Source organism: Ruegeria sp. CDSA141 (genome assembly GCF_059612005.1).
In genome coordinates this window covers 1-14585 of record NZ_JBXWPT010000037.1, presented here as the reverse complement: position 1 = coordinate 14585, position 14585 = coordinate 1, and the positions used below count along the sequence as shown (strand labels likewise).

Sequence of the window (14585 nt, the reverse complement as noted above, 5' to 3'; positions counted from 1 at the left end):
CTTAACGGCTTCGATGAACCAGAAATCCTCCGTTGCTCAAACCCCAAATCTGTCCGGTAGGCGCTGACGTCAGACACGCAAGCCTATCCGCGAACTAGATGAGAGGGTAGAAAAGGAACCGAACCAGAGTGATGATTGGAATGCGGTGGTTAAACAGATTTCTGATGACCAGCCGTATTCGATGGGCTTCTACGCTGACAAATTTGAGCCTCGTAATTAGTCCTTAACCAAAAGCTCCAGTCTTAGCTTCCGAATCCTGGAGCGATCTTTTGCAGAAAGCTCGGAGAAAAGTTCACGTTCACTGACTTGATAGGCAACAAATGTCCGAACACGCATCTCCAACTGATCGCCCTCAAAGCCAACATTTCGAAAAAGTCCGCGTATGTGCTCGAGTCTTTTGTTCATTTCTTTTCGCCAGACCCGGCGCACTTTGGGATCTTGTCGAGCCCATTGTCGTATTGCGTTGTCGTACCGGCTGAGGTCGGCACTATCGACAACGTCGGCGACCATCGCGAGTTTTTCCACCGGTGTTGCTTCGGAGAATTGCCTTTCCTCTAGAAAAGGCACCCCGTCAAGCTGCACCCAATGATCCAGCAATGCTTTGTGAAGGTCGGCCCGATCACGAAAATGGTAATAAAAGCCACTTTTGGCCACGCCTAACTTGTCGGCAATACGTTCCACGCGGACTGCCTCAATTCCTCCAGTACGAAGCAGATCCAGGGCAGAATCTAACCAGTCCTGCTTGCTGAAACGCTTTTTCCCCACGGTCTTACCGCCCTTGATCTGAGTCATGTTCAGCAGATATCGAATCCGCTAGATGTAATCAACTGTACGGTTCCGTATAATTATATAGACGGTTGCGTATATTAAGGTGTATATCAAGCTGAGCAGCTTTTGGGAGGGAGATTATGAGACGGACACTTGAAGTGGGAGCCGTTGTTTTGGCCTGTTTGGCAGTCGTCACACCCGCAAGCGCCCTGGAACCGGACGGTCCGCATTTAGCTCATGCCCAACGCAATGCGGAAATATGGGCGGCAGAAGACGTTGAAATCGATGCGAAACTTGCGTCTCTTGAGGAGCGCTTTGGAAAGAAGCCTAACATCATTTACATCCTTACTGATGATATCGGCTGGGGTGAGCTTGGCTGGCAGGGTGGCGGTAAGCATCGGGGCACGCCTTCAGAAGAATTAGATGCAATGGCTTTTGACGGAATGCGGTTTTGGTCTGCCTATGCAGAGCCTTCGTGCACGCCAACAAGGATCGCGATCAACACTGGTCGACACCCAGTAAGGACAGGCCTGCTTACCGTACTGTGGCCGGGGCAAGTGGATGGGTTGTCGGCTGAAGAAGTAACAACGGCGGAGCTGCTGTCAGAAGTTGGCTATAGCACGGCTATGTGGGGCAAGTGGCACTTGGGTGACTTACCGGAGCATGCACCGGAAATCCAAGGATACGATTACGCCTACTACGGGCTTTTCAATGGTGCCCCGGACTTTTGGCAGGCCTCTTACGAAGACCAAAGCGGAACGTTCCCGTTTGCAGATTTTCCCGGAAATGATGCCTATCTGGACGGCGCTGGAATTGACTTGTCCGTCGCTGGTTACGTCGGTCGCAAAGGCGAAGGCCGCACCCCTATTGAGGGCGCACCCGGGATACTGGCCCCCGAACGCCAAGAAGCTTTCGAGAATGAGTCGATTAGCCAGATCACCAAGTTCGTTCAAGACCATGCGCAAGACGATAAACCGTTTTTTGTCTACTGGGCTTCATACGCTTTGCAACTCGCTGCTTCGCAGGAATTCAGCGATGATCCAGGCGTAGACAAAAACAACCGCCAAGCTTCGTTCATGGCGCTTCACAACAAGCACGTGCGGCAACTTCTGGATACGCTGAAAGAAGAAGGCATTGCCGAGAACACGCTGGTCGTTTGGATGAGCGATAACGGTCCGATGTATGCCTTCTGGCCGACCGCCGGGTACACTTTGTTGCAGGGCGCAAAAGGAGATGTGCTTGAAGGCGGCATTCGCGTACCGGCAATGGCGTGGTGGCCCGATATGATCGAACCGATGCAAGACCCGATGGATGTTATCCACGTCACTGATCTGTTTACCACGGCGGCGCGGATCGGTGGTGCGTTGGATAAAATTCCAAATGACCGAATAACGGACGGGGTCGATCAGACTTCTCTACTTTTGAATGGCGAAGGTCACGGTCGGCGGAATTTCATAGCGCACTACAGTGGCGAAGTCCTTGGAGCCTTCCGCTACGATGATTTCAAAATCCATATCAAGGAAGGTCACGGGGGCTTACCGGGGATGGATTTCTTCAACATCATGCGGGACCCGGGTGAAAAGTACGGCGCTCTCTACCCGGGACTTTGGGTCGTGCAACCGATGCAGCAATTATTGGGTATGCACATGGGGCGAGTGGAGCAGTTTCCACATCGGTCGCCAATGACTCCTGAAGAAGCCCGCTTAAAAGCGCAAAGCCATTGATGGTGTTGGTTCCGAGGCATTCTTCCGGTGCTTCGGAACCCGCTCGTTTAGTCAAGAGAAATGAGAATTGTCATGATTAACAGAAGCCTGATTGCGACATCCGCCGCAATGACATCGTTGGCTGCAAGTGCTTCATTTGCCGAACCGATCCCACTTGCGGGCCAAAGTGAAGATGAATGGCGGCAGACGTTGGCGATCTATGCCTTTTTACCAGCAAGAACGAGCGGAACGTCAACCGTCGCTGGTGCCACCATTCCGCTTGATCTTGATTTTGGCGATGCGCTAGAGCTTTTGGATTTTGCTGCCGCTGGCCGGTACGAAATCTGGCGCGGCGATTGGGGTTTCATAATTGACGCTAACTATGTCTCTCTGGAGGCAGATGGAAACCTACCAACTCCAGGAAGTGCCGTGTTTACTGCAGATATCCGACAAAAATGGATTGGCTTGCTTGCGGCCTACAAAGCTGTCGATGCTGTCAGTGACAATGGCCAGCGCTACGCCGTCGATCTGCAATTTGGTGCTCGCTACAACTCATTGAGGCAAGAAATCACAGTTTCGTCGCCCCTGCCAGTTCCTGTTCTTGGAGGAGATCAGGGATGGTGGGAGCCAGTAATTGGTGCTCGCGGCACATGGGTGCTTAATGACCAATGGACAGCAATTGCATCATTGGACCTTGGTGGTTTCGGCGCGGGGGGCAACGATTTGCAAATCGGCGCCAACATCGGAGTTGATTGGCGCGCTTGGGACAGCGCGTCACTTTTCTTTGGCTGGCGCTACTACAGCATGGATTATAGCGACAGCCTCTCTACAGGTGCATTTGAATATGACGTTGATCAACATGGTCCGGTGCTCGGTGTTAAATTCAGATTCTGATTTGCACAACACCATCTATGCTCCAGCACTGAATACGATTTGAATGTCAGCTTCGTCCGCAAGCCGGTCGTAGCTAAGTTTTGGGAGAGCGACCGCTTTTGGTGAGAGCGGTCGTTCCTGTTCAAAACTCCGGGTTTTTCGGGGGTGAACGTCCGCTCAAAGCCGCTAATCGGTCATCTGAGTAAACCCGTCAGGTGACTGCGTTGAGCCCGAAGCAGACGATTTCTTCGCAATGATCGCCAGAGTTAATCTAGCTTTCAGTTTTTAGTTGAACGGACCCCGCCCGGTCCGGAAACACCTCGCGGCTTTCAGCCGACATTAGATGAGCTAGCCAACGATATTCACTGTCTCACAATCCTCTTTATGACCGCATCGCTGGTCTAAAACAGACCCAGCGTGCTTGCAACGTAGCCGCTGATCCATCATCCTCACATAAGAAACGTTGGTGTTTGCGTTGTCAGCTTTTGGTCCGGTGTGGCGAATGCAAATCCAAAACGAATTGCAACGCGGAGGACGATCTATGCCGATTTCAAAAAAACCTTGGACGCGGCGAATAGGTGCGTTCGCAGTACTGACCTTTGCAACTGGAATTGGTCACAGTTCAACTGCTCAGGTGCAAGATGTGCTTCCCGCAAAAGAAGATGTGACGGCCAATTTCGAAACCGACCACTTTTCACCTTATGCAGGACGGAATTTCCCGACTCGGGTATTGTGGGGTGACACGCACTTGCACACGGAAGTTTCGGTGGACGCTGGAACAATGACCCGTATGAGCCAAGAGGAGGCGTTCAGGTTTGCGCGCGGTGAAGAGGTCACTACAACTCATGGACTTAAAGCAAAGCTAGGACGCCCGCTGGATTGGCTGGTAATAGCGGATCACGCTGAAATGTATGGGCTGATGCCTCAGCTTCTCTCTGGTGACCCGGACTTGCTATCACAACCACAAGCCAAGGCATGGTATGATGAATTGGTCACAAATGACCCTGATCGGATCTTCGCAACGGCTATGGAGATCGTTGCGTCTCTTTCTCAACCGACTCCACCTTTCGAAGGCACCAAGGCCGTAAAAAACGCTTGGAGAAAGTACACAGCATTGGCGGAGCGCTACAATGAACCGGGCGTTTTTTCGGCTCTCATTGGATATGAGTGGACCTCACAGGGAGGCGATAACATTCATCGCAACGTGATATTCCGCGATGGTGCCGACATGGCAAACGCTGTTGTCCCTTACTCCCAGTTTGACAGTCAGAATCCTGAGGACTTATGGGCGCATTTGGCTGAGTACGAAAATCGCACCGGCGGTGATGTGCTCGCCATTCCACATAACGGCAACCTCAGCAACGGCCGCTTGTTTAGCGTTTCAAACTTTGATGGAACACCTCTCACAGCGGAAATGGCCACCTTACGTGCACGGTTTGAACCGGTCATTGAGACTACACAAATCAAAGGCGACAGCGAGGCCCACCCATTTCTATCTCCCGACGACGAGTTCGCGGATTTCGACACGTGGGATGCGTCAAATCTCAACGGTACGCAAGCCAAAACACTAGATATGTTGCAGTATGAATACTCCCGTGAGGCCTATAAAACCGGTCTAATGTTGGAAGATACAATTGGTATTAACCCCTACAAGGTTGGCCAAATTGGCTCCACCGACGCGCATACCGGTATGGCTGCGGTCGAAGAAGAGAACTTTTTTGGCAAACACTCTGGTGTAGAGCCAGAGCCAAATAGGTGGGAGCACGTGGTCATCGAAGCCCCAAACCCGGAGTTTACTATTTATGGGTGGCAACAAGCTTCGGGTGGATATGCCGCTGTCTGGGCAACCGAAAATACGCGTGAGGCGATTTTTGACGCCTTGGAAAGACGTGAAGTATACGGAACCACCGGATCGCGAATAATGTTGCGCTTTTTCGGTGGATGGAACTTCGAGGAAGAAGACGCAAACTCGCGCCTTCCCGCTGATATCGGTTATGCGAAAGGTGTACCAATGGGCGCCGATCTGCCCAAGCGTTCAGACAACGGGGTGCCAAACTTCCTCGTTGCTGCGCTGAAAGATCCTTTCAGCGGCAACCTTGATCGTGTGCAGATTGTGAAAGGCTGGTTAAATGATGACGGGACGCGTGGCGAAAAGGTCTACGATGTGGCCTGGAGCGACGACCGGCAACCTGGCGCTGACGGTAAGCTGCCGTTAGTTGGCAACACAGTAGACGTAGCAAATGCAACTTGGACCAATACCATTGGATCGCCTGAGTTGCTTGGCTTCTGGCAAGACCCTGATTTTGACCCAAACCGAAGAGCTTTTTACTATGTTAGGGTGTTAGAAATACCAACTCCACGATGGACCGCGTATGAAGCAAAACGCTTTGAAGTTCAGATGACAAACGACGTGCCTATGGTTACAACCGAACGGGCTTATTCCTCACCGATTTGGTATACTCCGAGCGGTCAATAAACGCAGCGAACCTTCTCCAATGCGCAGCTGGTTGCTGTTTAATCAAATGTCTGCGCGATCCGATAGATGCGTTTTAAGAGCTGAATTCCAATGGCTGCTTTGTCCCGCATGCGAGACGTTGCACAGAGACGCAGAGAATGTCCGGATTGGATTTCGGCCGATTTGAGTGATTTGAACGTCCGCTTTCGAGAAATCGCGCTGTAGTGCCGCTACTCGTTCCAACTTTTGGTGGGCTCGCGACCACCAAACTCGCCGCATGAGCAAAAGGCGGCTTCGTCCCGCTTAGTGGTCATTCGCGATTTTTCGACCAACGTCCGCGTTGAGCCCATTCTACTAAATGCTCCACGGTGCACGAATTTCCGATGGTGGGTGAAGCATCACCAGCCGCACGGGACCCGTTGGATCAAATCTCCCACTTCAAGCCTGTTTCTTGTTCAGTGACCTCCCAAAGCCTTGCCATGACGGTCTTGTCATACGCGTGTGGGTTCAATTTACCCTTGCCAACCGGGCCAACGGCTTCAAGGCGGCCCGTTGGCCCGTAAAGCGCGCGTTGTTCGGTCAAAGCCTCTTCGGTGGCGCACATGACTTCGGGATAGGACCCTTGCTCGGCAGTCTGAACCATCGGTGTTTTGGTCATGAGCCACCAGATGAACCGCATCGTCCGGCTACCGCTCGTGCTGATCAGTGACGTTGCCGACGAGCCGGGATGGCAGACATAGACCTCGACCTCGGTGCGCCCGGCGGCGGCAAGCCTGTCCTGTAATTCATAGGCGAACATCATTTGCGCCAGCTTGCTTTGTGAGTAGGCGGTATTCGGCCCGTAACCCTCTTCCCAGTTCATGTCGTCGAACTTGATCGTCTTCAGGCCCATGTTGTAGCCAAGACTTGCCACGACAACGATGCGGCCCTTTGAGGCTTCGATCCGCTCAAAAAGAAGGCCACAGAGTAGGAAGTGACCGTAATGGTTGGTGCCGAGCTGGCTCTCAAACCCATCCTCTGTCAGCTTGCGGGTTGGCACCTGTGCGATGGCCGCATTGCAGATGAGCGCATCAATCCGGGGAACGGAATTCAGAACCTCGTCCGCAGCTATGCGTACGCTTGCGAGGGAGGCCAGGTCCATGCGAATGAAGCTCACGTCCGCCCCGCTTCCGAACTCACTTTTCAGGTCCGCGACAGCTGCCTGAGACTTCTCTGCCGAACGGCTCAACATCACGACTTTGGCCTTCTTCTTAAGAAGCGTCCGCGCGGCCTGGAACCCGGCACCGGCGTTGGCGCCCGTGATGAGGTAGGTCTTGCCGGAAAGGTCGCCGAGGCGCTCGGGCATCCAGCCTTTGGGTCCGAATGTGGTATCTGGCATCTTTTGTCTCCTATCTGCGTTGGCGCGGGGACCGAGTAAATTGTGTTTCGGCTTGGAAATGCAGATAGCTCTCACCAGAATGCGGAAACAGGCGAGATCATCGCAAATACTTGCCCGATTGTATCAAGGTAGTTGCTTGCAACGATCTGGAGCCTTTACATCTCTCTTATGAGCAAGGATCAGATCAAGCAAATCATCGCAGGCCGAACCGAAACGGACGGCTTGACCGAGACGGGCATCAAGGGTGTACGGCTGTTTCGCGCCACGCGTTCAATCCCCTGTGTTCCAGCCGTTTACGAGCCCTGCATCGTGGCCATCGTGAGTGGGGTGAAGGAAGCCGTACTGAATGGCCGAAGATACGAATACGACAACAGTCAATATCTCTGCTGCCCAATGTCGATGCCGGTCAAGGCGGGGACGCCGTTGGCCTCGCGTGACCACCCACTCTACGGAGTCATGATCACTCTTGAGCAACGCGCTATGACCGAGCTGGAGATGGAGATGGAAAATGCCGGGGGCGTTCTGCCTTCGGTCAAAGGAGAACTGCGGGAGCCAGGAATTAGGTTTGCACGATGGGACGATGGATTCACTGAAGCGCTGCTGCGGCTACTGCAGCTCGGAAACAGCGAGACGGATACAGCAGTTCTCGGCGAGGCGCGATTACGTGAGGTGCTATATGCGATCCTGAGTGGAGAAGCTGGCACCTTCGCACGGCAAGCATTTGGTGCTGGCAACGCCATCGCACGTTCAATTGCGCATGTGTCGTCACATCTGGATGCGCCGATCTCCATAGAGGATATGGCAAGCCGAGCAGGCATGAGCCGGGCGGTTTTCCATCGCAAATTCAAGCAGGTCACGACGATGGCTCCAATCCAGTTCGTTAAGACGATGCGCCTCAACAACGCCGCCATGAAGATCGCGGGCGGGATGCCTGTGAACGAAGCCGCAATGGACGTTGGTTACGTCAGCCCGTCCCAGTTCAGTCGCGAGTTCAGGCGCATGTATGGGCAATCGCCGAGGCAATGGGGTGAGGCACAGAAACTACTGGTCAAAGTTGCTTGAGGCAGACTTGCGTGAGCAGAGCGGACATTGGAGCCACCGCGGCGAAGGGGAGCTTTGCCCCGCAATGTGTACGTTAAAGCAAGTTGCAGCGAACGTCCGACATGCGGACAAAGCCGACATCGGGTCGGCTTGTTGCTCCTACTGCGCAGTGGCTTCGTAAACTCAGCCATTTTGGAACCTATGCGTAGCGGGCTAAGAACAGACCTCAGACACCTTGCCAATACGGTACGTCCCAATGGTGCATGCGGTGAGGTACTCCAGAAAGCTTTCAAATGAAGTGTGATATTCTATGCTACTGAAGTTGCCGGCTGCCTCAACCTAAGTTCCTCTTGCAAGATCCACTGGACTTTTCAGATCCCGATCGTAAATTCGCCGCTTAGTTCGAAAGGGGTGCCCGTTTGTTGACTAGGACCGCTTCAACCGTTCTCGGGGCTTTGATTTGGCTTTGTTTCGTTGCTCCGCCTTCTACTGCTGAAGTACTGCAGCATTGGGTTCAACTCGGGCCCGACAAGACAATTGTTGTTCGAGCTATCTCTTCATCGTCTAGCTGCCCTTTGTTGAAAATCGACGGGCGTGTTGTTGCAATGCATAAACGTGCTGCTCCAGATGACCAATTTCCGGAAATCGTTTGCGAGCATCGTGCCCGACAAGATTCACAGAAGATGGAACTTGAGGGAGACACGCTACCAACCTTGAGTCAAAGCGTACAGCGTATTGCCGTGATTGGAGATACTGGATGCCGTATTCGCAGATCCAGAGTACAAGATTGCAATGATCCCGATGCCTGGCCATTGAAATCAATTGCCGCAGAAATTGCGTCCAGATCGCCAGACTTGGTCATCCACGTTGGCGACTATTTGTACCGATCGGCAGAGTGCCCCGAACCGGAGAAGTGCGGTGGATCGCCCTTTGGTGACAATTTCCAGACGTGGTCTGCCGACTGGTTGGATCCTGCAGATAGGCTGCTCAAGCTCGCTCCATTTGTTTTTATAAGAGGTAATCACGAAAACTGCGGACGCGGCAGCAAAGGATGGTTCCGTTATTTTGCCCCAGGTTTCGTTCCCTCAGATTGTCCAGCTGTGACCGAGCCGTGGATAGCTTCTGTCAACGGCCTCAATCTAATTGCATTTGATTCATCCGCAGGCCCTGCACCTCAAAGCAGCACTGAGTTGTTAAATGTTTACGGTAAGATGGCGCGAGATTTGTTTGCAAATATCAGCGGAGAAACTTGGTTTCTTACTCATCGCCCACTTTGGGTAAACATGCATGCATTCGGTGAATTGATCGATGGTGACGACACACAGCGCGCAGCATTCAGTAGAGCCATTCCAGAAACAGTAAATCTTTTTCTTTCTGGCCATATTCACGCTTTTCAAGCAATCGACTTGTTGGACGGGCCGGTGCAGGGTATTAGCGGCAACGGCGGGACGCAGCTTGATCCGATGCCCACAGGTGTTGTCACCGATTTCAAAGTTGCCGGAAATTTGGCGAGTGTCGTCGCGAACAATGGTGATTTCGGCTTTCTGATGTTGACCAGACAAGCCGATAGCAATTGGTTGATGGAAGCGATCGATGAAACAGGAGCGGCTCGGAACCGATGCCGTTTAGTCAGGCGTGCGCTTTCCTGCGAGTGAAACAAAGCCAAATCTTAGCAGCATAAATTCGCTTTAGAATCCTTCTCCAGGAGGTCAGTCTCGCGCCCCTGTGCAGCATCGCTGAAGCGGGATACTTTGGCCAGAGTTAGTAGCGGACAGCGGTCATTATTCGTGGTCATTCCGAGAAATTTTGCCTGAAGGTCTGCATTGAACTGCAGCGGACGTTCGCTGCAATCTGCTGAACGGCAGAGTTGCGGACGAAGCAGACTTCTGCTGGAACAGAAATCCATAGCTGAAGTTGTGTTTCTTTATTACGTGCCGAAGATGACTTTTGGCGAAAATGAGTACAGGGTTGTGACAGATCGAAACCGAGTTGCGACTTGTTTTCTTACTAGGTTTGGTTCTTTTTTAAACACACTGGCTCGAGCGGTTTCAACGCAGGAAGTACGTATCATGGCGGACACGTTATTTTACTTGGCAATTATTGCTTCGGTGATTGTTGCACTGCTTTATTTCCGAGATCTCGGTGACATACCCCAGCTCTTTATAAAAACGAAGCGCGCTAACGTAGACCGGTTTATTCGCAATGAATATCAGTTCGTCGGAGTCGGGATTGCGGCTTGGGTTGTCTCCACTATCACGCACTTCGCGTTTGGCGGCGGCGTGGCATGGGTATTCTGGGCGGGGACCGCTCTTAGCCTTGGTCTTGTTGCCTTTACCTGGGTGTATGTCCATGTGGGTCTGCGCAACCAGAAAGATTCGGCAAAGTATTACAGTATCGAAGAGGCACAGGAGTTTGTCAGCCCGACAACTCAGGTAATTGTTCTGGAAAACAATGGCGTCGCCCGTGCGCATCCGCAACCGCAAATCATGCGCCCGCATTTGGCTGGTACTCATGACGGTCTGGACGGTGAACCCGTTATTTTGACGTTCTGCGCAATAGCCAACCTGGGTCTTGGCTATGTTCCCACGATAGAAGACAAAAAGCTCGATCTGGAGGTTCTTGCCCAGCACGGCAACAACCTTGTTCTGCGCGACAATACTACGGGTGAGCCTTTGCAGCAGATTTACGGCTTCCGCGCCAAGGACGAGGACACCAGCGTTGAGGGACCCGCCTGCCCATTGCGTCCGGAACTGGCGATGCGCGCATGGCCAACTTTTCGTATGACGTTTCGCGGGTTTCAAAGGGCCTATCCTGAAGGTGCGGTTTTCCTGAACAAGTTGCCTTCAAACCCGTTTTTGTTCCTGCTGGACAGTGCAATGGAACTGGCCTTCACCGCGACGATCCAGAAGCATCACACCGAGGCCAAACCAATCATGCAAAACCTGGAGCGGCCAATTGATCCGCGCTTGCCTACAAAGACGTATGTCTGGGGCGTGAATATCGGGTCGGATGCTACCTGTTGGACCGATGATTTCGTCGTTTCGCAGGGAAATGTGGTGAATGCCGAGGTGGGCGGGCGACCGCTGGTCGTGGCTTGGAGCCCTACTTTTGAAAGTTTGAATGTCTGGGTCAATAGCACCGGCGGACCAGTTCAGAACATCAACTTCTTTGGGATAACCGGCGACGGAAAGCAACTCGAACGTTCTGCAGATGTGAAACCTGGTCTCTTCTGGCACGTCTGGGCAGAGTTCTTTCCCCACACAGACGTCAATCGCGCCAATAGTCCTGCGTCGGTCGCAAAGTTCAATACCTGAAATTGTCTAGCTTTAATTTGGTTAAACCATGCAGACAATATTGCCATGAAGAACTGCCCGCTTGGGCTCGAACCGGTCATTCGCTGCAACTTGCTTGAACGTCTACTTTGCGGACAAAACTGCCCTTCGAAATTCGCCGGTAGGCCCTACTGCCTCAGATGCTTGTCAAGAAAGTCAATCAAACGCGCGCTCAAGGCTTGTCGTGTTCCATCGTCCCCGAGTGAGGGCGTATTGTGAGGATAGAAATGGGGAAATCCGGGGATCCAAACCAATTCATAGTCCGCGCCTGCATTACGCATTGCCGCGGTGAAGCCGGGGGCTTTTTCCAAGACTGCGGGTTCATCGTATTGTGAAATGATATGCAGTGTCGGTGTCTCGTCCGCCGTCGTGACGGTCTTGGACAGATCAATCGCTGAAAGAGGCGGTGACAATGGAAAAATGGCCGTTACAGGCGCATCAAGGCCATGCGCAGTGTTAATGACTGTTGCCGCGCCAGCAGAGTGACCACCTAGCGCAATTCTTTCCTGGTCAATTCCGAACCGCTCAGACGAAGAGCGGACGAAGTTAACTGCTTTTTCCAAATCTTCTGCCGCAGAAAGGATGGTTTTCCAAACAACAACTTTGCCTTCGTCTCCTTCGAGGGGGCCAAGACCTAGTGAACCTCGGGCAAAATTGACGCGTCGCATTCCCGCGTCTGTTAAATCCTCTTCTATCGTCACCACCCAATCTGCATCCAAGGCCATTTCTGGTTCTGGCAACTCCGGGGCCAAACGGTACTCGACAACAAAGACAACGTAGCCCATTGGTGTGAGCAAATGAGCATAGTCTTCCATGCGGTCGTGGATCGCATCAAATTCCGTATATGGCGCTTGACGCCGCCCTCCACGTTGAAAGCCCCCGCCATGGATCAGGATGACAGCGGGCTTGAGCGTGTCGGTATTCGAAATGGATGCGGTATAATCGGCATTGTTTGGCGAAGGTGTGTAAACATCCAGCAGCAGGTCGCGCTCGACCAACGCCCCGTCTGAACTAATCACGCCTTTTCCATAAGGCACATCCAACTCAACTTCGTAGCCAAATTCTCCATCAGCCAATGCAGACGACGCGAAAACCGTTACGGCAACACATGCTTTCGTGAAAAGTCCCGAAAGGCGTTTCGAAATTTCCATAAAAGATGCTCCCATTAAAATGCCAAGACTACACTGCAAGTATGCAGGTTTTTTCCGACGGTCTGCGTAGAACGCTACAATCAATACAGCTCGAGTCCAGCGACAAATTCTACGACCGCCATGGGCTCTCTCCCGCCATCTGACTCTTTTTGTCGGATGACGGGTTCTCCACGCTGAGAGGACATGCCCCCTTGATCCGGTCACGCAATACCCTGCCAACTGGTGATTGAGTGTCACCGCTTGGTTCGGTCGGGGCCTTATTTAGCTTCACCTTTTAAATCTGGACGAACACCCCGACCGGGGCGCAGTGATTCCTTGTTGGGTACAGGTTGGGAACACAAAAAACGTACCCAACGCATCAAACGAGGCCGGATCGCACCCAAACCGTACCCAAGCGCCGCACTCAAACGTACCCAAGGCCACGACCAGGGCGAGAAATTTCTTAGATTTAGTGGGTTGTATGGTGGAGCCTAGGGCCACCATACCCTCATTGAAAACGCTGCGTTTTCTGCCAGTTGGGACATCTCGCCCCCACATAGAACCCCATATATTACTGAATTCTCCTGACTTCAACTGCTGTCAATTGGGCTAATGAAACCAATTTGGCAGTCCAAAACCTTGCTGTCGCGCGGTGCTATCACCTTCATCCAGACAACTTGGCCAACGTGCGTTCAACATTGAGGAATGGAAATTGAGAATTGAGTGGGAGCATCCTAGGTGTGTTGCATGTCTTGGAACTAAGGAATTGAGCGTTGAGCATGTGATGCCAGATGGCCTTGGAGACATCCTCACGTCATGATTTCTTTGTGGGAATGCAACGGCCGATTTGGTTTTTCGCTCGAAGTAGCGAAACACCTCGCTCTCAAACTCCGTAACCCACGGGTCAATCCCAAGACAGTGACAAGAACGCAAAGTTAAGCTATTATGTCAGTAATATTGACGTATAAAAGACGGGATTGACGGCTCATGCCTCATGACGAGAAAAGATCAAAACGTGGCCCGGATGGAAAGTTCCTCCCCGGACACATGCCACCGAAGTCACCCGGTCGCCCGCTGGGTGCAAATGGCATCAAGGCGCGAGCATCACTTCTTGCAAGCGAGCGGCTAGCAGACATGCTTGGACGTGCCGCTGACATCATTTCCGACGAGCTTGACGACGGCAATCCAACCGTAGCCCAATGGCTTGTTGATCGGATTCGGCCTCCCGGGCGCTCAGACTTCGTTCAACTGGCCGACAGGAATAAATTAAGCTCAATTGAAGATATCCTCGTCGCTTCAGAGCGGACCACAATTGCAGCATCGCGGGGCGAAATCAGCCTGCAACAGGCAAGGCTTCTTCAGGATATCTTGGGGCGTCACGCACAACCAAGGGGCTTCAAGAGTTGTCAGTGCTCCGTTCCGAGATCGAAGACATGCGTCACACAATCATAAAACCTGCTGCTATCGACAAGTCTCTGCTGCCAAAATGGGGCCGGTTAAGTGAGAAGCAGAAATGAACAGCGGGCCAGAAACAAAAATTGTAGGAAACGCAACAGCCCGTAAGTCTATGTCTGATTGGGCCGCCGTTAAGGCCACGCTTAAAGCAGCAATCGAGGCTAACGACCGGTTGGACGTATCAATCCAGCATTCCGAGAAAATGGGTGCTTTACCTCCAAACCTGATGTCCGGGCAGCGCGATCTCTATCAGGCAAGAAAACTACTTGCGGCTGCAATTTCACACTTGAAGAAAAGTAGCCCGTTGGGTCGATAAATGACCGCTCAACGTTGTATTGCAGCCATCCGACTAAATTACTCAAATGTCGCCTTCGAGCCCATAGGCGACATTTTTAAGCCGTGCTGCTATGAGTTGATCTTGAGGCGATCATGCAGACGGAGACCCCGCCA

Annotated in this window: 9 protein-coding genes; 6 read left to right on the top strand and 3 right to left on the bottom strand. The window is 52.5% G+C overall.

Annotated features, from left to right (window positions below; genetic code table 11):
• Window positions 1-216 precede the first annotated feature (216 nt).
• Complete coding sequence (locus tag AC2FLP_RS21755) at window positions 217-792, bottom strand: TetR/AcrR family transcriptional regulator (protein WP_108861447.1); 576 nt, start codon at window positions 790-792, stop codon at window positions 217-219.
• 134 nt (window positions 793-926) lie between these two features.
• Between AC2FLP_RS21755 and AC2FLP_RS21750 the strand changes: the two genes are divergently transcribed.
• The 3 genes from AC2FLP_RS21750 to AC2FLP_RS21740 all read left to right on the top strand — a co-directional run bounded on the left by AC2FLP_RS21750 (window position 927) and on the right by AC2FLP_RS21740 (window position 5820).
• Window positions 927-2492, top strand: coding sequence for a sulfatase-like hydrolase/transferase (locus AC2FLP_RS21750; protein WP_496686454.1), 1566 nt, complete (start codon window positions 927-929; stop codon window positions 2490-2492).
• A 72-nt stretch (window positions 2493-2564) separates the two neighbouring features.
• A complete protein-coding gene (locus AC2FLP_RS21745; RefSeq protein ID WP_496686456.1) occupies window positions 2565-3365 on the top strand; it encodes an outer membrane protein in 801 nt (266 codons plus the stop codon).
• Window positions 3366-3885: 520 nt separating this feature from the next.
• On the top strand, window positions 3886-5820 hold the full coding sequence (locus AC2FLP_RS21740) for a DUF3604 domain-containing protein (protein WP_108861444.1): 1935 nt from the start codon (window positions 3886-3888) through the stop codon (window positions 5818-5820).
• 403 nt (window positions 5821-6223) lie between these two features.
• Here the strand turns inward: AC2FLP_RS21740 and AC2FLP_RS21735 are convergent, their stop codons facing one another.
• Window positions 6224-7177 carry an SDR family oxidoreductase gene (locus AC2FLP_RS21735; protein ID WP_496686458.1) on the bottom strand — a complete coding sequence of 318 codons (954 nt, stop codon included), beginning with the start codon at window positions 7175-7177 and terminating at the stop codon, window positions 6224-6226.
• 168 nt (window positions 7178-7345) lie between these two features.
• Between AC2FLP_RS21735 and AC2FLP_RS21730 the strand changes: the two genes are divergently transcribed.
• The 3 genes from AC2FLP_RS21730 to AC2FLP_RS21720 all read left to right on the top strand — a co-directional run bounded on the left by AC2FLP_RS21730 (window position 7346) and on the right by AC2FLP_RS21720 (window position 11532).
• Window positions 7346-8239, top strand: a complete 894-nt coding sequence (locus AC2FLP_RS21730) for an AraC family transcriptional regulator (RefSeq protein WP_496686461.1) — start codon at window positions 7346-7348, stop codon at window positions 8237-8239.
• A 398-nt stretch (window positions 8240-8637) separates the two neighbouring features.
• Window positions 8638-9873: a metallophosphoesterase family protein gene (locus AC2FLP_RS21725; RefSeq protein ID WP_496686464.1), complete on the top strand. Its 1236-nt coding sequence runs from the start codon at window positions 8638-8640 to the stop codon at window positions 9871-9873.
• A 285-nt stretch (window positions 9874-10158) separates the two neighbouring features.
• Window positions 10159-11532 (top strand): DUF3179 domain-containing (seleno)protein, encoded by a 1374-nt coding sequence (locus AC2FLP_RS21720; protein ID WP_496686466.1) that lies wholly within the window; start codon window positions 10159-10161, stop codon window positions 11530-11532.
• A 146-nt stretch (window positions 11533-11678) separates the two neighbouring features.
• Here AC2FLP_RS21720 and AC2FLP_RS21715 read toward each other — a convergent pair whose 3' ends face one another.
• The gene (locus AC2FLP_RS21715; RefSeq protein WP_496686469.1) at window positions 11679-12701 is read right to left on the bottom strand and encodes an alpha/beta hydrolase; all 1023 of its coding nucleotides are present in this window, start codon (window positions 12699-12701) and stop codon (window positions 11679-11681) included.
• Between the last annotated feature and the right edge of the window lie 1884 nt (window positions 12702-14585).